General features: G+C 37.3%; 1 protein-coding gene. It reads left to right on the forward strand.

What is annotated here, in order from left to right; translation table 11 throughout:
* Positions 1 to 29 precede the first annotated feature (29 nt).
* A partial coding sequence (locus Q0998_RS17780) for a tandem-95 repeat protein (RefSeq protein ID WP_299672318.1) occupies positions 30 to 24,473 on the forward strand: 24,444 nt, incomplete at its 3' end.

Here is a 24,473-nt window from a genome sequence, read left to right on the forward strand (position 1 = left end):
AGACGATACCCTATATAAAGATGAAAAATATGCACTCAATTTTCAACTTAAAGAATAGCATTACAAGAAAAACAAAAAGTTTTGTTTTGATGATGGCTATTGGTTTCATTTCTGGTGTCTCTTACGGACAATCAGTCACCATTTTAACCAATACCACAACACCAGAAGGTACAGATAATGCAGGCGATGTAATTAACTATTTTGCGTATGTAAGCAATACTGATGCAGTATCGTTAACAAATGTGGTGTTTGTAAATTCCTTAAATGTAGCACTTACGCTAGATAGTGGAGACACCAATACAAATAATATTTTAGACCCAAAAGAGTGTTGGGTTTACAAAGGTACTTACACAATTACAACAGCAAACGTTACCGCAGGTAATATTCAAAATACATTTAGCTTTACAAGTACAGAAATTACAACAGCTCAAACCTACGTACATACAGAAGATGTTCATGAAGATGATATTTCTTTTGCTAGCGTTTTGGCTTTAAATGATATAGATGCAGTTAATGATGATTTTTCTGGAACAATCGTAAATGGAATTACTGGCGGAATAGCTGGTGATTCAACAACAAACGATTTACTAAATAATGTTGCTGTAACAGATGCAGATATTACAATCTCAATTCTTTCAGATGGAGGTTTAACAGGAGTTACAATTAGTGCAAATGGAGATGTAAATATACCCGCAAATTCAGCAACAGGTACCTATACAATCACCTATAAGATATGTGAAAACACCAACACCTCTAATTGTGATTCCGCAACAATTCTTGTTGAAGTTGATGGAGATGCCGATAAGGATGGTGTTTTAGATTCTGTTGATAAATGTAATGGCTTCAATGATGCAGATGATAATGATGGTGATGGTGTTGCAGATGGTTGTGATTTAGATGATGATAACGACGGAATTTTGGATACCGCAGAAAATGCAATTAGTGGTGATCCAATTGTTGACACAAATAGTAATGGTATTTTAGATTACAAAGATCCTAGTATTGCTGGTTTTACAGATGCCAATTCAGACACCATAGATGATCGTTTTGATATTGACCAAGACGGGAAAATAGATCAGTTTGATACAGATACCGATGCAGATGGTTGTTTTGATGTAACAGAAGCAGGTCATAAAGAAAGCACAACAAAACTAGGAGAGGTACAAGGAACAGGTTACAATACTACAGATGGTAAAGTAACAGGTTTTGCAACGGCTTACACAGGTACAAATTCAAATGTTTCTACGGTAGGAACACCAGCAACAGTATCTTCACAACCAACCAATAAAAATATCTTGGTAGGTGCAAATACTACTTTTTCTGTAACTTCTACAGGAAATGTGTTTCAATGGCAAGTAAGTACCAATGGAGGAACATCTTTCTCGAATTTGACAAATTCAACCGTTTATGGTGGTACAACAACCAATACTTTAGAAATTACAGGAGCAACACTTGCACAAAATAATTATCAGTTTAGAGTAGTAATCTCTAAGACAGATTACGCTTGTACTACAATTTCAGATGCAGCAACACTTACTGTATTTACAAACGAAGCACCAGTTGCAGACAATTCTACAATAACGGTAGATGAAGAAACTACAGGAACTTCTTTAGCGCTAACAGCACCAACAGATACAGATGGTAATGCATTAACAATTATAGTAACAGGTTTACCAACTTTAGGAGTCGTTAAAAAAGCAAATGGAGATATCGTTTTAGACGGTGCAATGATAACTTCTGTAGAATTAACGGGTCTTGTATATGATGCACCAACAGATTATAATGAAACAGATGATGCAGGAGATTTTACCTACACAGTTTCAGACGGCATCGCAGCACCAGTTACAGGAACAACAGACATTAACATAAATGCAGTTAACGATTTACCTGTTGCAAATAATGATTCGGGATCAGGAAACGAGGATACCGTTATCAATATTGCAACCATTGGAGCAAATGATACTGATGTAGATGGCAATGTAGTACCAGCAACCATTATTTTAATCGACCCAAACAACGCAGCTAATACAGGAAATTCTTCCACACCATTAGTAATTGCAAATGTGGGAACTTATACAGTGGATACTAATGGAAATGTAACGTTTACAGCAGTTCAAAACTTCGCTGGTGCAGCAGATATTAAATATACCATTAATGATAATAGTGGTTTTACTTCAAATCAAGCAACGTTAGATATAACTGTTTTTGCGGTAAATGATGCTCCAGTTGCAAATGCAGATACAAATACTTTAACAGAAAATGACATCTTAACAGTTGCGGCGGCTAACGGTTTGTTAACAAACGATTCTGATGTAGATGCAAATACCCTTTCTGTAACAAATTTTACAATTAATGGAGACGCAACAACCTATAATTCAGTAGACACTGCTACGATTGCTGGTGTTGGAACATTACAAATAAATTCAGACGGTAGTTACACCTTTGCACCAAACGCAAATTATTTTGGGGCTGTACCTGTAACCACTTATACTATTTCTGATACAAACGGAGGTGCAGATAGTTCAACATTAACCATTACCATTAATGTAGATTCAGATTCAGATGGTGTCGCAGATGTTTCAGATCTAGATGATGATAATGACGGAATTTTAGATACCGTAGAATCAAACGGATTAAATCCAAATGCGGATGCAGATTCAGATGGTACACCAAATTATTTAGATACAGATTTTGGTGCTGATGCCAATTCAGATACCATTGTAGATAGTTTCGATTTTGATAGTGACGGCATTCCAAATCATTTAGATTTAGATGCAGATAATGATGCCATTCCAGATATTTTAGAAGCAGGTTTAGTCGATTCAGATAATAACGGATTGGTAGACACCGCTACTTTTGGAACCAACGGTTTTGCAGACAATTTAGAAACAGCAACAGATAGTGGAACCCCAAATTATACGGTAAGAAATACAGATGCCAATTCAGACATCAACGCAAACTTATTTGACTTTTTAGATCGAGATTCTGATAACGATGGTATTTCAGATACAGCAGAAGCGTTTTCAAATAATGCGACCTATAATGATATCAATAATGATGGTATTGTAGATGGTTTAGTAGATACAGACAATAATGGTTGGCATGACACAATGGATGCGGAAACTACGTTTCCAACTTTTTTAAATTCAGATACAGATGCTTTACCAAACTATTTAGATTTAGACTCAGATGGTGATGGATTACCAGATACTTTCGAGGGGAACTTCCAAGTTTCAGATGGAGAAAATGACGGAATTGTAGGTACAGGAACTCCTGCAGATTCAGATGCAGATGGTTTAGCAGATACCAATGATCCAGATTTTGGAGGAAATATATTAGGTGGTTTTGGATTTAATCAAGACAGAGATGGCGATGGTGTAAAAAACTATTTAGATATAGACATTGATAATGACGGAATTATAGATAATATCGAAGGGCAATCAACCACACAATATATTGCTCCAACAGGAGTAGATTCAGACGGTGATGGTTTAGATAATGCTTATGATGTAAATCAAATTGAAGGTATAGGTATTGGGTATACAAATACAGATGGTGGTTCTGCACCTGATTATGCAGATACAGATGCAGAAAATGATGGTATTAATGACATTAGAGAAAATAATATTGACAATACAATAGATGATGCAAACAATGATGGTGTTTTAGATACGTTCGCAGATGCAGATGGAGACGGTTTAGCAGATATTTTTGATTTAGTTTCAGGAACAGGAACTGCAAATAATGGCACTAACGGGAATCAAGCACCAACTTCACAACCAGATTTAGATCCATCTGGTGGAGATAGAGATTGGCGTGAATCTTCGACACAAGATAATGATGGTGATGGCATAAATGATACGGTAGATTTAGATGATGATAATGATGGTATTTTAGATACAGATGAAGACAGAGGAACAGATGATGGTGATCCAAGAACAAACCCAACAGATTCTGACGGTGATGGTATTCCGAATTATTTCGATTTAGATTCAGATGGCGATGGTATTCCAGACTATACAGAAGCTGGAGGAACAGATGATCCTGATGGAAATGGACAACCAGGTACAGGAACATTAACATTAACAGCTACAGATGTTAACAGTAAAGGTATTCCATTGGCTGTATCACCAGACACAGCAACCACAGGAACAAGTACAACTTCAAACTTAACATTACCAGATACAGATTCAGATACTGTTAAAGACTTTTTAGATGTAGATTCTGACAATGATGGAATTGTAGATGCTATTGAAGCGGGAGGAACAGATTCAGATGGAGATGGTAGATTCGGTTTGGGTACTACAAACGATTCAGATTCAGATGGTTTGGCAGATGCGTTAGATCCTTCTACAGGAGGAACTCCATTAACCATACCAGATACAGATCTAGACGGGAAGAAAAACTATTTAGATTTAGATTCAGACAATGATACGATTCCAGATAATGTAGAAGCACAATCTACTTTAGGTTACATTGCACCATCAGCAACTTTTACAGATACAAACAAAGATGGTTTAGATAATGCCTATGATAAAAATAATTCTGGGACAGCAATTGCTCCAGTCAATACAGACGGTACAGACAACCCAGATTATATAGATTTAGATTCAGATAATGACACTGTTAAAGACATTGTTGAATTTAACCATGCTTCGGCAGACACTAATGGAGATGGAAAGACAGATACTTCTGTTGGAAATAATGGTTTAGATAACAATTTTGACAACGGTGATACCTATGCAGACGTCAATGGAAGTTTAGATGATACGCAAGCAGATAATTCTTTAGATGAAGATAATGATGTAAATACTGGTGGAGACGTTGATTATAGAGATATTTTTGATGCTGATAACGATGGTGTTGCAGATGCTTTAGATGAAGATGACGATAACGACGGAATTTTAGACACCGCAGAAACACCAGACAATAACAATCCAGATTTGGATGCAGACAATGACGGAACACCAAACTATAAAGATGCAGATTATGGTACCCTAAATGCAAATGGAATCGTAGCTACTTTTGATACAGATGCAGACGGAATTCCAAACCATCAAGATACAGATTCAGATAACGATTCTTGTCCAGATGTGAGAGAGGCCAATTATACAGAGAGTACAACAAAGGCAGGTCAAGTTCAAGGAACAGGTGTTGGTACAAATGGTAGAGTTACCGGAACTTCATCGGCTTATACAGAAGCAGATGCCAATACAAATGTAACTACAGCTGGATCTCCAGTGATTATTACCAATCAACCATCAGATCAATCGGGATTTATAGGAGGAAGTGCAAGTTTTGACGTAAACTCTACGGGAACTGTATTCATATGGCAAGTAAGTACAGATGGAGGAACTTCTTTTACAGACATTTCAAATGGAGGGATATATTCTGGAGCTACAACTCGTACATTAACCATTTCAAATTTATCAACTTCAGAAAACAACAATCAATATCAAGTAGTTGTTTCTAAGTCAGATTATGCTTGTTTTACCCCATCTACACCGCCAGCAAAACTAACGGTTCAAAACAATCCGCCTGTTGGGAATGATGATCCAATCAATCCTGCAGAAACAGATGAAGATACTGCAGTTACAGTTTCTACAATTGGTGCCAACGATACCGATGTAGAAGGGAATGTTGATCCTTCAACAATTATTTTAATTGATCCTAATAATGGGGCGAACACAGGACAAACAGGAACACCTTTGGTGATTTCTGGAGTGGGTTCATATACTGTTGATCCTTTAGGAAATGTAACATTTACACCTGTTCTAAACTATAACGGAAGTGCTAATATTAAGTACACCATAAAAGACAATAGCAATTTAACATCCAATCAAGCAACAATTAGTATTACGGTAAACTCTGTTAATGATGCACCAGTTGCAAATACAGATTCAGGAACAGTATTAGAAGATGCGGTACTAACAATTTCTACGATAGGTGCAAATGACACCGATGTGGATGGCACTATAGATCCAAAAACAATCATTTTAATAGATCCAAGTAATACTGCCAATACAGGTAATTCAAATACACCATTAGTTATAACAAATGTGGGTACCTATGCAGTTGATGAATTTGGAGAAGTAACATTTACTCCAGTACAAAACTTCAATGGATCTGCAGATATTAATTACACCATAAAAGATAACGAAGGATTAGTTTCTAACGTTGCTTTATTAGATATTTTTGTAACACCAGTAAATGATGCTCCAGCACTAACAGCAGACACAGGAAATGTTGATGAAGATGGAAGTTTATCTCTAGATGCAGCAGGAGGATTATTATCAAATGACTCAGATTCAGATGGAAACCCACTAACAATTACAGCATTATCAATACCAGGAGTGACTAATCCAACAGTGGGAACACCTATCAATATTTCAGGAGTAGGAATAGTAACTATTAATGACGATGGTAGCTATAGTTTTGTGCCAGCAGACAATTTTGATGGAGAAGTACCTGTAATTACCTATACGGTAAGTGATGGAACTACTACAAAGAACAGTACATTAACGATAACGGTAAATCCAATCAATGATAATCCGGTAGCGGCACCCTACACAAAAGTAACCAATGAAGATACTACATTAACGGTAGTAGACACTGCTGGTTTGTTAAGTGAAGCGAGTGATATTGATGGAGGTGTTGGAACTAAAGATGTTTTAGTAGTTTCAGGATATACAGTTGCTGGAGAAATAAAAACATTTACTTTAGGAACAGCAGAAAGCATTACAGAGGGTACGATAACCATTAGAAGTGATGGTAGTTACACTTTTGTACCTACTTCGAACTTTAATGGAGCGGTACCAACAATCACTTATAGCATAAGTGATGGTAAAGGAGGTAGTGCAAGCAGTACTTTAAATATTAATGTAACCCCAGTAAATGACGCGCCAGTACTTATGGCAGATACAGGTAATATTGATGAGGATGAAACCTTAACTGTTCTAGAAGCAGATGGTTTATTGAGTAATGATACCGATGCAGATGGAAATACTTTAACAGTAACAAAATTCAGAGTTGGCGGAACAGAATACGCTATCAACACCCCAATATCTTTAGCAACAGGAACACTAACGGTTAATGGAAACGGTAGTTATACCTTTGTTCCAGCTGATGATTTCAATGGAGAAGTACCCGTAATTACCTATACGGTAAGTGATGGAACCACAACAAAGAACAGTACACTAACCATAACAGTAAACCCAGTCAATGACAATCCAGTAGCAGCACCCTACACAATAGTAACCAATGAAGATACTACGTTAACGGTAGCTGACACAGCTGGTTTGTTGAGTGAAGCGAGTGACATCGATGGAGGAGTTGGAACTAAAGATGTTTTAGTAGTTTCAGGATACACAGTAGCAGGAGAAACAAGATCATTCACTTTAGAAACAGCAGAAAGCCTTACAGAAGGGACTTTAACTATTAGAAGTGATGGTAGTTACACTTTTGTACCCGCTTCAAACTTTAATGGTGCAGTACCAACCATCACCTACAGTATAAGCGATGGTAAAGGAGGTAGCGCAAGCAGTACTTTAAATATTAATGTAACCCCAGTAAATGATGCACCAGTACTTATGGCAGATACTGGTAATATTGATGAAGATGAAACCTTAACTGTTCTAGAGGCAGATGGTTTATTGAGTAATGATACCGATGCAGATGGAAATACTTTAACAGTAACAAAATTCAGAGTTGGCGGAACAGAATACGCTATCAACACCCCAATCTCTTTAGCTTCCGGAATACTAACGATTAATGGAGACGGTAGTTATAACTTTGTACCTGCAGATGATTTTAATGGAGAAGTACCTGTAATTACCTATACGGTAAGTGATGGAACTACTACAAAGAACAGTACGTTAACGATAACGGTAAATCCAATCAATGATAATCCGGTAGCGACACCCTACACAAAAGTAACCAATGAAGACACTACATTAACGATAGCAGACACTGCTGGTTTGTTGAGTGAAGCGAGTGATATTGATGGAGGTGTTGGAACTAAAGATGTTTTAGTAGTTTCAGGATATACAGTTGCTGGAGAAATAAAAACATTTACTTTAGGAACAGCAGAAAGCATTACAGAGGGTACGATAACCATCAGAAGTGATGGTAGTTACACTTTTGTACCCGCTTCAAACTTTAATGGTGCAGTACCAACAATCACCTACAGTATAAGTGATGGTAAGGATGGTAGCGCAAGCAGTACTTTAAATATTAATGTAACCCCAGTAAATGACGCGCCAGTACTTATGGCAGATACAGGTAATATTGATGAAGATGAAACCTTAACTGTTGCAGCGACACCAACAACAGGGTTGTTAAGTAATGATAGCGATGCAGATGGAAATACTTTAACGGTAACAAAGTTCAGAATTGGCGGAACAGAATATGCTATCAATACCCCAATCTCTTTAGCAACAGGGACACTAACGATTAATGGAGACGGTAGTTATATGTTTGTGCCAGCAGATGATTTTAATGGAGAAGTACCTGTAATTACCTACACGGTAAATGATGGAACCACAACAAAGAACAGTACGTTAACGATAACGGTAAATCCAATCAATGATAATCCGGTAGTGGCACCCTACGCAAAAGTAACCAATGAAGACACTACATTAACGGTAGTAGACACTGCTGGTTTGTTAAGTGAAGCGAGTGACATCGATGGAGGAGTTGGAACTAAAGATGTTTTAGTAGTTTCAGGATACACAGTAGATGGAGAAACAAAAACATTCACTTTAGAAACAGCAGAAAGCCTTACAGAAGGGACTTTAACTATTAGAAGTGATGGTAGTTACACTTTTGTACCCGCTTCAAACTTTAATGGAGCAGTACCAACAATCACTTATAGCATAAGTGATGGTAAGGGTGGTAGCGCAAGCAGTACTTTAAATATTAATGTAACCCCAGTAAATGACGCACCAGTAGCCACAGCAGATGTAGGTATTACTAATGAGGATGGAACTTTAACTGTTGTAGCGGCAGCAGGGTTATTAAATGGAGATACAGATGCAGATGGAGACCTTTTAACAGTAACAAAATTTAGTATTGCTGGAACAGAATATGCTATAAATACTCCAATATCTTTAGCAACAGGGACACTAACTATTAATGGAGACGGTAGTTACACCTTTGTTCAAACGGAAAATTTTAACGGAAATGTACCAACAATTTCTTACACAATTTCAGATGGTAAAACAACTGCAAGCAATACATTCAACATCAATGTGAAGCCAGTAAATGATGCTCCTGTTGCTGTAGATGATGTAGCTGGTACAGATCCAGATATTGCGATTAATATCCCAGTGTTAAATAACGATACAGACATTGACACAGGTGATATTTTGTCGGTAAGCAGAATCGTTACCAATCCGACAAACGGAACAGTATTGATCAATTCAAACGGAACAATAAGATATACACCTAACTCAGGTTTTGATAACGGTTCTGATAGCTTTGAATACGAAGTTTGTGACGGAAGTGGATTATGTGATATAGCGCTAGTTAACGTAACTGTGCCTATTTCACAATTTGCACCTGTGGCGAACGAAGATGTAAAGAAAACAGATGAAGATAAAGACTTAATAGTAAGTGCTGCAAATGGAGTACTACAAAATGACACAGATGGTAATTTAGATCCTTTGACGGTATTATCTTTTACAGATCGTACAACAACTTATACAGCAGGAGACCAAGCCACTCTTGCAGAAGGAAAATTAACTTTGAATGAAAATGGTAGTTATACTTTTATACCCAACCCAAATTTTTTCGGTCCGGTAACAGTAATAGCATATACGATTAGTGACGGTACTGCTTCAGCAAATGCATCAAGTACATTAAGCATCATAGTAGAATCAATTAACGATGCTCCTGTACTAATGGCAGATGACAATGTGGTTACCGAGGACGAAACTTTAAACGTAGTTGCAGATTCTGGTAAAGGGTTGTTGGACAATGATTCAGATATTGATGCAGATCAACTAAGCATAACAAAATTCTTGGTAGAAGGAACAAGTTATACGTCAGGAACAACAGTAACGCTAAATGAAGCAGGAGCTATAACAATCAATGCAGATGGAAGTTACACTTTTGCACCAGCAGCAGATTTTGATGGTGTTATTCCAGAAGTTACCTACACGGCTACAGATGGTGAGATTTCACTAAATGAAACTTTAACCTTAACCTTAGATTCAGTAAATGACGCTCCTGTAGCGAATGGGGATTTAGGGACAACTAATGAAGATGTAAATTTAACAGTCAATGCAGCCAATGGTGTATTGAAGAACGATACAGACGTAGATAATACCGCTTTAAATGCACTAAGTGTAACACAATTTGTAATTGGAACAACTACTTATAATGCAGGAGAGACAGCAATTTTAGATGAAGGAACTTTAAAATTAAATACAGATGGAAGTTATGTTTATAAACCAACTGCAAACTTTAATAAGTTAGTTTCAGATGTAAATGTAACATACACTGTTAGTGATGGTGACTTAACAGATACCGCATTACTAAAAATTATAGTAGAGCCAATTAATGATGCTCCAGTTGTGGTGGTAGATGACAATGAGGTAACCGAAGATGTAAACTTAGTAGTAAGTGCAGGTTCTGGTAAAGGATTATTGGATAATGATACAGATGTTGATAAAGATTTATTATCGGTAACTGAATTCTCGGTAGAGGGAATGAGTTATACGGCAGGAACAACTGTCAATTTAGATGCAGCAGGAACCATAACCATTAACGCAGATGGTAGCTATACCTTTATCCCAGCGAAAGATTTTGATGGTAATATTCCAGAAATTATTTATACCGCTTCAGATGATACAAATTCTGCAAATGGGACTTTAACATTAACCATAACAGCAGTAAATGATGCGCCAGTAGCGAAATCAGATCTTGGAGAAACCAACGAAGATGTAACTTTAACGGTGAATGCAACTAATGGTGTCTTATCAAATGATGAAGACGTAGATAATACAGTGTTAAATGTAACACAATTTGTAATAGGAACAACAACGTATACCGCAGGAAATACAGCAACAATAAATGAAGGAACTTTAAAATTAAATGCAAATGGTAGTTACGTTTTTACGCCAGCCGCAGATTTTAATGGAACAGTTTCAGATATAACATATACCGTTAGTGATGGTGATTTAACAGATACCGCAATACTAAAAATTATAGTACAAGAAATCAACGATGCTCCAGTAGTGGTGGCAGACAACAATCAAGTAACTGAAGACGTAACCTTAATAGTAAGTGCAGCTTCTGGTAAGGGGTTATTGGATAACGACTCAGATGTCGATAAAGACTTATTATCGGTAACTGAATTCTCAGTAGAAGGAATGAGTTATCAAGAAGGCACAACAGTTACTTTAGATGCAGCAGGAATTATAACCATTAATGCAGATGGTAGTTATACTTTTATTCCAGCAACAGATTATACAGGTGCTATTCCCGAAATTATTTATACCGCTTCAGACGGTGTTAACTCGGCAAATGAGACCTTAACATTAACCATAACAGCAGTAAATGATGCGCCAGTGGCGAAAGCAGATCTTGGAAAAACCAACGAAGATGTAACTTTAACAGTGAATGCAACTAATGGTGTATTATCCAACGATGAAGATGTAGATAATGCTTTATTAAACGTAACGCTATTCAAAATAGGTACAGTTACTTATCCTGCAGGAACAACGGCATCAATAGCTGAAGGGACTATTAAGTTAAACGCAAATGGAAGTTACACTTACGTTCCAGCAGACAATTTCTTTGGTTTTGTTCCACAAATTACCTATACCATTTCTGACGGAAATTTAACGGCTTCAAGTACTTTGACAATAGAAGTGACATCGGTGAACGATATGCCAACCGCAGTATTAGATACCAACGAAATAGATGAAGATGAAACCTTAACAGCAAATGCAGGTTCTGGGAAAGGCTTACTAGATAACGATACAGATGTAGATGGTGATGTTTTAACAGTAACTAGTTTTAGAGTTAATGAAACAACATATACTTCTGGAACAACAATTACTCTTGACGAAGGTGTCTTAACCATCAATGCAGATGGAGGTTATATTTTTGTGCCAGCAAATAATTTTAATGGGCAGGTACCACAAATATCGTACACTATCACAGATGGAGACAATACATCGAATAGCACATTAGATATAAAAGTCAATGCAATCAATGACGCTCCAACAGCTGTGGTAGATCAGAAATCTACGATTGAAGACACCCAATTAAATGTCAATGCAACTAATGGTGTTTTAAGCAATGATTCAGATGTTGATAATGAACTAAAAACAGTTGGAGAGAAAGACGTGATAACTGTAAATAGATTCACAATTAATGGAGTAAATTATAATGTAGGTGCAACGGCAAGTATTGCAGAAGGAACTCTCAAATTAAACGCTGACGGAAGTTATATTTTTACACCAAAATTAAACTTCTTTGGAATTGTTCAAGACATCAACTATAGAATTACAGATGGTTTATTAACAGCGTCAGCAATTCTAAAAATCACAGTTACTGCTACTAATGATGCACCAATAGCGAATTCAAATACAAATTCAACAAAAGAAGATGTAGCTCTTGAAGTTGGTCCAGGTGATGGGTTGTTAGCGGATGACACAGATGTAGAAAACAATCCATTAACGGTAACTCAATTCACCATAAATGGGACTACATATACAGCAGGATCAACAGTTACGATAGCAGCAGGTGTTATAGTAATCAATACAGACGGGAGTTACACATTTACCCCTAAATTAAATTTTAATGGTATTGTGCCACAAATAAGTTATACAATTTCAGATGGTGTTAACACGGCGAATAGTACGCTAAACTTAACAGTACAAAAAGTAAATGATGCACCTGTCGCAAATGCAGATACCAACTTCACAAACGAAGACACGAACTTATCAGTTGCAGTAACAGATGAAAAAGCATTGTTAAAAAACGATGTAGATGTGGATGGTGATATGTTAACCATATCTGGGTTTGCTGTAAATGGAACTTCATACTTAGCAGGAGAAACAGCGAGTCTTACAGAAGGAAGTTTAAAAGTAAACTCAAATGGTAGTTATACGTTTATTCCAGCAACAAATTTTAACGGAATTTTCCCTGTAGCAACTTACACTGTTACCGATGGTATAGACCCAGTAACAAGTACCTTAACTATTACAGTTAATCCAATTAATGACGCACCAACAGTAGTTGCTGAGGTAAACGATGTAGATGAAGACAATCCTTTAACAGTAGCTGCTGCAGATGGATTATTAATGAACGCTTCGGACATAGATGGAGATACGCTTTCAGTATCTGAATTTTCAGTAAACGGAACTACATATACTAAAGGGACAACTGTAACTTTAACTTCAGGGACTTTAACCATAAATTCTGACGGTAGTTATACTTTTGTTCCAGCAACAGACTTTAACGGAATTGTTCCAACAATTACTTACACTGTTACAGATGGTAATAACTCATCAAGCGCTACATTAAAAATAACGGTTAATCCAATAAACGATAATCCTGTAGCACAAGATGAAAGTGTTTCTACAGACCCACTAACTCCGGTTGCAATACCAGTTTTAAGTAACGATTCAGATATAGATAAAGACCCACTTACAGTTAGCAATATAACAGTAGCACCAACAAAAGGTACTGCAGTAGTAAATGCAAACGGTACTATTACTTATACACCTCAATCTGGGTTTAACAATGGTACAGATACTTTTACCTATGAAATTTCTGATGGAAAAGGAGGTACAGATACCGCAGTAGTAACAATTGCTGTTCCTCAATCTGCTTTTTCTCCAATAGCGAATAGCGATAGTGGAAATACAAACGAGGAAATCAAATTAGAAGTGAACGCAGCAAATGGTGTTTTAAGTAACGATACAGACGGTAACTTAGATGCAATTACTGTTGTGAGTTATACCGTAAATGGGGGAACATTTAATGCAGGAACTTCAACAACAATAAATGGGGGAACCTTTGTGTTAAATTCTGGTGGAGATTATTCATATACACCTGCAATCAATTACAACGGAACCTTACCTACCATTACCTACACAATTACAGATAGCACAGGTACGCCAAATGCATCAAGCACACTAATTATAATAGTTGAGCCAATTAACGATGCGCCAGTGGCTAACCCAGATGTAGCTTCTGTAGATGAAGATACTTCTTTAGTTGTCAATGAAGCAAACGGAATAATAAAAAATAATGATATAGATATCGATGGTGATGTACTATCAATTACACAACTTTTAATAGGAACTACAACTTATGCCACAGGTACTGCAATCAATTTAGATGAAGGGACTTTAAATGTTCAAAGTGATGGTAGTTATTCTTTTACTCCTTCACCAGATTTCAATGGTATTGTACCAACAATAACATACACCTTAACAGATGCTATAGAAGAAGTAACGAGTACTTTAATAATAACTGTTAATAGTATAAATGATGCACCAGTAGCTATAGACGATTTGAATAATACAATTCAAGAAGATAATCCAATAACGATTGCAACTATTGGAGCTAATGATACAGATGATGGTGCAGTAGCCCCAGCAACTATAATTTTAATAGACCCAAGTAACTTCTCAAACACAGGTCAAACTGGTGCGCCTTTGGTAATTGATAAAGTGGGAACCTATACTGTTGATAATTTAGGAAATGTAACCTTTACACCAGTACTCAACTTTAATGGCACAGCGGATATTAATTATACAATACAAGATGATGATGGTACAACACCATTAACCTCTAACATGGCAAAGATTGGAATTACAGTCACAGCTGTGAACGACATTCCAGTAGTAGCATCAGAAACAACAACAACTGCAGAAGACACGCAGTTAGATGTCGATGCTACAAATGGATTATTGAGTAATGATTCAGATGTAGACGCAGATCCATTAACCATCATGAAATTTGAAATTAATGGGTCTTCATATACAGCAGGAGCTGTTGCCAATCTTACAGAGGGGACTTTAAAAATTAGTGCAGATGGTAGTTATATATTTACTCCAGCACCTAACTTTAATGGTTTTGTGCCTCAGGTAATGTATACGGTATCAGATGGGACGGCTAAAGTAACAGGCACTTTAGATATTGAAGTGACTGCCGTAAACGACAGTCCAGTAGCGGTGGCAGATGTCAATTCAACGAATGAAGACACTCAATTAATAGTATCCGCAACGAACGGCTTATTAAAGTTTGATACAGATGTAGAAGGTGATGATTTAACAGTTACTGCGATAGCTATTCCAGGGGTAACCAATCCACAAATAAACACAGACATAACGATAAGCGAAGGTGTAATTAGAATAAATACCGATGGTAGTTATGTGTTTACTCCTGCAGCTAATTATAATGGAGCAATTCCAGTAATTACATATACAATTAGTGATGGTAAAGGAGGTACGGCAAGTAGCACTTTAACACTAACCGTGAAACCAATCAACGATGCGCCAGTAGCTAAAGTAGATATGGGTACAACAGATGAAGATACTGTATTAGACGTAGATGCTGCGGCTGGATTATTGGCCAACGATACAGATGCAGAGAATAATCTGTTGTCTGTAACTCAATTTACCATAAATGGAATAACATACCCAGCAGGAACTACAGTAAATTTAACAGGCAAAGGAACAATTACTATCAATTCTGAAGGGAGTTATACATTTACTCCAGCACTGAATTATAATGGACCTATCCCTCAAATAAGCTATACGGTTACAGACGGGACAAATACCTCTACAAGTACTTTAGACATTGCAATAACCTCGGTAAATGACAACCCAGTAGCAAACGCAGATGTGAACTCAACGAATGAAGATACTCCACTAACGGTATCTGCTACCAACGGTTTATTAAATAATGATACCGATGTAGAAGGCGATAATTTAACGGTTACTGCGATAGCTATTCCAGGAGCCATTTTACCTTCTATAAACACAGATATTACAATAGACGAAGGTGTAATTAGAATAAATGCTGATGGAAGTTATGTCTTTACACCAGCAGCGAACTACAATGAAGCGGTTCCAGTAATTACTTATTCCATAAGTGATGGTAATGGAGGCACAGCAAATAGCACGTTAACGTTAACAATAAAACCAATTAATGATGCACCTGTGGCAAACTTGGATGAGAATTCTACAGCAGAAGACACGGTACTAGATGTACTTGCTACAGATGGTTTATTGTCTAACGATACGGATATCGAAAACAATTTGTTATCGGTAACAGCATTTACGGTTAATGGAATAACGCATTCTTCAGGAGACACTGCCAATTTAACAGAAGGTGTTTTGCGTATTAAAGCAGATGGTAGCTATAAGTTTACCCCAGCTTTAAACTATTTTGGCCCTATTCCTCAGGTTACCTATAGAATAAGTGACGGAACAAATACCGCGACAAGTACCTTAGATATTACAGTAACTGCGGTAAATGACAATCCAGTAGCAGTAAAAGATGTTAATTCAACGAATGAAGATACCCCATTAACAGTTTCTGCTACCAACGGTTTATTAAGTAATGATACTGATGTAGAAGGCGATGATTTAACAGTTACTGCGATAGCTATTCCAGGAGTAACCAATCCACAAATAAACACAGACATTACAATAGACGAAGGTGTAATTAGAATAAATGCAGATGGTAGTTATGTATTTACACCAGCGGAGAATTACAACGAAGCGGTTCCAGTGATTACCTATTCAATTAGTGACGGTAAAGGAGGCAGTGCAAGTAGTACTTTGACATTAACAATAAAACCAATCAATGATGCACCCTTAGCAAAATTGGATGAAGGGACAACAGATGAGGATACGGTACTAATTGTAGATGCAACAGCAGGTTTATTGTCCAATGATACCGATACAGAGAATAATTTATTATCTGTAACCACATTTGCGGTTGATGGAACTACCTATTCATCAGGAGATACAGCAAATTTAACAGAAGGTGTTTTGCGTATTAAGGCAGATGGTAGCTATAGGTTTACCCCAGCATCAAACTATTTTGGCCCTGTTCCTCAGGTTACCTACAGAGTAAGTGATGGAACAAATACCGCGACAAGCACTTTAGACATTACAGTAACTGCGGTAAATGACAATCCAGTAGCAGTAGCAGATGTGAATTCAACAAATGAAGATACTCCATTAACAGTATCAGCTGCAGAAGGCTTATTAAAGTTTGATACTGATGTAGAAGGTGATGATTTAACGGTTACTGCAATAGCAATTCCAGGCGTAACTAACCCACAAGTAGGTGTAGACATTACGATAGATGAAGGTGTAATTAGAATAAATGCTGATGGTAGTTACGTGTTTACTCCAGCGGCTAATTATAATGGCGACTTGCCAGTTATTACATACACAATTAGTGATGGTAATGGAGGTACAGCAAGTAGCACGTTAAGTATTACAGTAATACCAGTTAATGATTCACCGGTTTCGATGCCTGATGAAATTGATGTTGATGAAGATACACCACTAAATATAGACGCTGCAAATGGGATATTGGCAAATGATGTAGATCCAGATGGAGACCCAATCACGTTAAGTGAATTTACGGTTGGCGGGGTAACGTATCCAGCGGGTACTGTTGTAACATTACCAGAAGGAACTTTACAAATTAATTCAGATGGTAGTTATGTATTTACGCCAACAGAAAACTTTAGTGGAACATTACCGACGGTATATACTGCTACAGATAATTCAAATTTATCTAATAGCACACTAACAATAACGGTAAACCCAGTTAATGATCAACCAGTCGCTACGGATGATATTGCGGCAACAGATCCTGGAGTTTCAGTAATTATTCGAGTATTACCAAATGATTCAGATGTAGATGGAGATACTCTTACCGTAAGTTCAATTATTACGCAGCCAACAAACGGAACTGTACAAATAAATGGAGATGGAACAATTACATATACACCTAATAGTAGCTTTAACAGCGGGTCGGATACCTTTGTTTATCAGGTCTGTGATGGAGATGGTTTATGTGATACGGCTATAGTTACCGTAAGTGTTCCTAAATCATTATTTCCACCAATGGCGAATTCAGATACCAATTTTATTACTGAAGACACTACATTAACAGTAAATGCTACAAATGGACTATTAAGTAATGATACTGATCCAAACGCAGGAGATACGCTGACAATAACTAAGTTCCAAATTAAGGGTGTTAATTATAATGCTGGAGACACAGTAAGTCTTACAGAAGGAATGATAACCATTAACGCTGATGGTAGTTATGTGTTTATTCCTACAACAAATTATAATGGTGCAGTACCAGTTATTAATTATACCATTTCAGATGGCACAACTACTGCTACTTCTACAAACACATTCAATATACAAGTTAGTTCGGTTAACGATGCACCTGTATTGAACCCAGATACCAATTCAACACAAGAAGATACTCCTTTGAATCTAAATGCAGCCAATGGATTATTGTCTAATGATAGTGATGCGGACGGAACTACATTACCGATAACTAAATTTGAAATTAACGGAATAACATATTCTGCTGGCGAAACAGCAATCTTTACCGAAGGAACGTTAACCATTAATGGCGACGGTAGCTATGTGTTTAATCCAGCACAAGATTATATTGGTACAGTACCACAAGTAACCTATACTGTTTTTGACGGTGTTGTTAGTGTAACGAGCACCTTAGATTTAACCGTAACTGGAGTTAATGATGCACCAGTAGCCGTAAATGATCCAGGAAATGTAACCAACGAAGATACAGCGATAACGATTACAACAATTACAGCAAATGATACCGATGACGGAAGCGTAGATGCAAGTACAATCATATTAATAGATCCAAACGATGACTTTAATAGAGGTAATTCAAACACTCCGTTAGTAATTTCAGGAGTTGGTACATATACTGTTGATACCTTAGGAAATGTAACATTTATCCCTGTGGCAAACTATAATGGTCCAGCCAATGTAGACTATACAGTAAAAGATAATGAAGGTGCATTGACAGACAATGTGGCTACAATAGCAATTACGGTTATTCCAGTAAATGATGCACCAGTAGCGGTTGCAAAAACCAACTTAACACAAGAAGATACTTTATTAACTGTAAATGCAGCAAACGGATTATTATCAGATGCATCAGATGTAGAAGGCACGCCATTAACTGTAACTGGCTTTACTGTTGGAGGCACAACCTATCCAATAGGAACAGCAGTAGCTTTAGCAGAAGGTGTATTGACGATTAATTCAGATGGTAGTTATACATTCAATCCTGCATTAGACTTTACAGGTTCAGTACCACAAGTAAGTTTTACAGTAAGTGACGGTACGTTAACGACCACAAGTACTTTAGATCTTACGGTAACGGGTATCAACGATGCACCAGTAGCCGTTACCGATTCAGGAAATACAACGAATGAGGACACCGCGGTAACGATTCCAACAATCACAGCAAATGATTCGGATGACACCGCAGTAGACGCAAGCACTATTACTTTGATTGATCCTGATGACGCAACAAATACAGGTAATTCAACAACACCATTGGTAATTCCAGGAGTTGGTACATATACTGTTGATGCTTTAGGAAATGTAACCTTTACTCCTCTAGCGAACTATAACGGCCCAGCCAATGTAGAGTATACGGTAAAAGATAATGAAGGAGTATTGTCTAATGTGGCTACAATAGCAATTTCTGTTATTCCAGTAAATGATGCACCAGTAGCGGTTGCAAAAATCAATTCAACACAAGAAGATACTTTATTAACTGTAAATGCAACAAATGGTTTATTGTCAGGTGCATCAGATGTAGAAGGCACTCCATTAACAGTAACTGGCTTCACTATTGAAGGAACAACTTATCCAATAGGAACAGCAGTGACAATAGCAGAAGGGGTATTAACAATTAATTCAGATGGTAGTTATACATTCAATCCTGCATTAGACTTTACAGGTTCAGTACCACAAGTCAGTTATACAGTGAGTGATGGTGCACTAAACACAACTAATACTTTAGATCTTACGGTAACGGGTATCAACGATGCACCAGTAGCCGTTAACGATTCAGGAAATATAACGAATGAGGACACCGCGGTAACGATTCCAACAATCACAGCAAATGATTCGGATGACACCGCAGTAGACGCAAGCACTATTACTTTGATTGATTCTGATGATGCAACAAATACAGGTAATTCAACAACACCATTGGTAATTCCAGGAGTTGGTACATATACTGTTGATGCTTTAGGAAATGTAACCTTTAGCCCTCTAGCGAATTATAACGGCCCAGCCAATGTAGAGTATACGGTAAAAGATAATGAAGGAGTATTGTCTAATGTGGCTACAATAGCAATTACGGTGACTTCAGTAAATGATGTTCCAGTTGCAGTTGCAGATACAAACACCATACAAGAGGATACTTTATTGAGTGTAAATGCCACAAATGGATTATTAAAGAATGATACAGATGCTGACGGTACACCATTAACATTGTTAGAGTTTACAGTCAACGGAACTAGCTACCCAGCCGGAACCACTGTAACCTTAACAGAAGGCGTATTGACAATTAATTCTGATGGTAGTTACACATTTAATCCGGCACTAGATTACACAGGAGCAGTGCCACAAATAACATACGTTGTTAGTGACGGTGTTGATAATGCAACATCATCATTAGATATTACTGTAACTGAGCAGAATGATGCACCAGTTGCCGTGAACGATGTTTCATCAACTGTACAAAACGTAGCTGTCACTTTACCAACAATCACTGGTAACGATAGCGATATAGACGGAACAGTAGATGCAAGTACAATTACTTTAATTGACCCGAATAATGCGTCAAATACTGGTAATGCTACTACACCATTAACCATCATTAATGTAGGAACATATACAGTTGATGTAGCAGGTAATGTAACATTTACACCTGTAGCAACTTATACAGGTACAGTGGTTGTAAATTATACAGTTAAAGATAATTTAGGGCTAATCTCTAACGTGGCTTCAATAAGAATTACAGTTTCACCAGATAATGACGGTGATGGGGTAGATGATGCTACAGATTTAGATGATGACAATGATGGTATTGCAGATGTCGCAGAAAATAATGGAGGCAATCCATTAGGAGATATCGATAACGATGGAATTCTAAATTACTTAGACCCAGATACTATTGGTGTAGATGCGAATAATGATGGAGTAGATGATGCTTTTGATAAAGATGGTGATGGAATTATTGACCAGTTTGATTTAGATAGTGATAACGATGGAATTTTAGATATTTTAGAAGCAGGTGGAGTTGACGCAAACGGAGATGGAAAAGTAGATGGCTTTACAGATGCAGACAATGATGGGTTAGATGATGCAACGGCAACAACACCACTAGTGGTAGTTGATACAGATGGAGATGGTATTCCTAATTGTGTAGATATCGATTCAGATAATGATGGAATTATAGACAATATAGAATCTCAAAATTCATTAGCTTTTAATGCTGCCTCTGGAAAAGATACAGATCAAGATGGTATTGATGATGCCTATGATGTGGATAACGGTGGTACACCAGTTACGCTTCTAAACTCAGATTCAGACACGCTACCTAATTATATAGATATTGATTCAGACAACGACGGTATTATTGACAATATAGAATGGCAAACAACACTGGGATATTTAGCTCCAGAAGCAGATACAGATGGTAATGGTTTGGCAGATAGTTATGAAACTGCACCAGGTTCTGGAATACCAATTGCTTTCCCATTAAATACAGATGGTGTTGACCCTCCAGATTATACAGACATTGATTCCGATGGAGATGGTCTTTTAGACACTGTTGAAGCTTATGACACCGACGCAGATGGAATTGCAGAAACAGTAGCTTCTGGAAATGACACAGATAATGATGGGTTAGATGATAATTTCGACCTAAACCCTAACGGACCAGCAGATCCTAAAGCAGCGTCGAATAATGATCAAGAGGTAACAAACTTCCCTAATGATCAAGATCCAAGTACGGCAGAAGTAGATTTTAGAGACAATGTAACCTTTGGAGTAGCAGTAGACACAGATGGAGACGGAATCAACGATAATGTGGATATTGATGATGATAATGATGGAATTTTAGATTATATAGAATCTTTAGGATTCCAACCATCAGGAAATCCAAATGATCCAAATTGTTTCTTCCCTAAAGTAAGTTTTAAAAACCCAACTTATATTACAGGAACAGGAACAGCAGGTTCTGGTTCTCTCGGAGCAAAATATCGTTTCGAAAATGTAGTAGACGTAACCGGTTTTGGTGGTACAGGTGGAATTTTAGATGCAATAATTGAAATTACAGACATTGTTGGAGGTGCAACTCTAATAACTATTGATAATTCAACGACAGGTAGTTCAGATGCATGGCAACCAGAATACACGGTGCCAACACCAACAAATAATAAAGCAGAAATGGCGTTTAAAGTAGTATTGGTTAATGATAATACCAATACAATTTATAACATCAGTAGATTTAGCGGAGTTATTTATGATATTGACGGAGCAAATGCAAGAGAATCGGTAATTCTATCCAGACCAGGATTGTATGTAACAGATAGTCAAACGCTATTAAACGTAACAGAAAATCCTGCAACAGGTTTAGTAACCTTCCAAGGACCTGATGATACCTATGCTGGAGTAGATTTGTCGCCAAGATTGGCAACGTTCTTCGGGTACTACAACTCATCAGTATTTAATATTCGTTTCTCTGCAGAACTACTTTCAGCAACGTCAAATACAAATCTAGGTTCTGTATTATTCTCTGGATGTGCAATCAACGGATTATTTGAAGGAAACACAACTTCTAATTCCCCGTCACAAACAAATGGAGCTTTTGAAAACTCTGGACCAGGAACTTTCCCTGTGTTTGTTGTAAATGATGGTGTAGATAGTGATGGTGATGGTAGATCAGACGATAAAGATATTGATAGTGATAATGATGGAATACCAGATAACGTAGAAGCACAAACAACAGTAGGCTACATTATGCCGGGAACTGCAGATGCAGATATGGATGGTTTATTAGACGCTTATGACGCAGCTACAGGAGTTAATGAAAGCTTAGGGCTTAGTCCAACAGATTCAGATTCAGATAGACGTCCAGATTATTTAGAGACAGATTCAGATAATGATGGGTTAAGTGACACTAAAGAAGCTGGTTTTACTGCAGCAACGAACAATAATGACGCAGATGTAGACGGACTCTTAGATGCTTATGATGATGTAAATACTTTAGGGGGACTAATTGACTCGAATGATGATCAGGATAATGGAGCATCAGATTTGCCAGATTTAGAAAATCCAGCTACAACTGAAGTTGATTATAGAGAATTCTTAGATTCAGACGGTGATGGTATAACAGATAGTGTTGATTTAGATGATGATAATGATGGAATTCCAGATTCAGTAGAAGAAAATGGAGATCCAAACAGAGACACAGACAATGACGGAATCGTAGACAGGTTAGATTTAGATGCAGATGGAGATGGTGTAAACGATGTTATTGAAGGGGGTCATGGTCAACTAGACGCAGATAATGATGGTAGAATTGATGGAGCAGATGTAGGTTCAGGAACGAATGGTTTATTTGATGGAGTTGAAAATCCTGCAGATAGCGGAACGTTAAATTATACTCCGTTAGACACAGATAATGATGGTACACCAAACTTCCAAGACGTAGATGATGATGGAGATGGAATTGATACAAAAGATGAAGACGTTGTAACTGCAGATGGAAATCCGACTAACGATGATTCAGATGGAGATACTATTCCAAATTACTTAGATACCGATGATGATAATGATGGAGTTCCAACGGAAGATGAAGACAACAATAACAATGGAGACTTTACAGATGATAATGAAGATAATGATAACATACCAGATTATTTAGATGATGATGATACTGATGGTGACGGTACTCCTGACAGTGAAGATTTAGATGATGATAATGATGGGAATCCAGACACCACAGATCCAAATCCTAAAACACCAACAACAGCACCAGATGCGTTAACGGTAGTTGAAGGGACAACAGGAACTATCAATGTCTTAGCAAATGATGATTTTATACCAGATGCAAACACAACAATAGTGGATGCAGGAACAGGAACAGCACAAGGAACAATAACCTTTGATGGAACTACTGGTGAGATGAGCTACAGTCCAGCTTCTGGCGAAGCAGGAACTACAGTAACGGTAGACTATATTGTTTGTAATACAACAGTAGACCCGTCAGTTTGTAGAACAGAAACGGTAACCATTACGATTCAAGCAGACAATGATGGCGATGGTATTTCAGATATAACCGATTTAGATGATGACAATGATGGGAATCCAGACACCACAGATCCAAATCCACTAACACCAACAACA

Origin of the sequence: uncultured Polaribacter sp., assembly GCF_947501385.1 — a bacterium.
Lineage (GTDB): Bacteria > Bacteroidota > Bacteroidia > Flavobacteriales > Flavobacteriaceae > Polaribacter.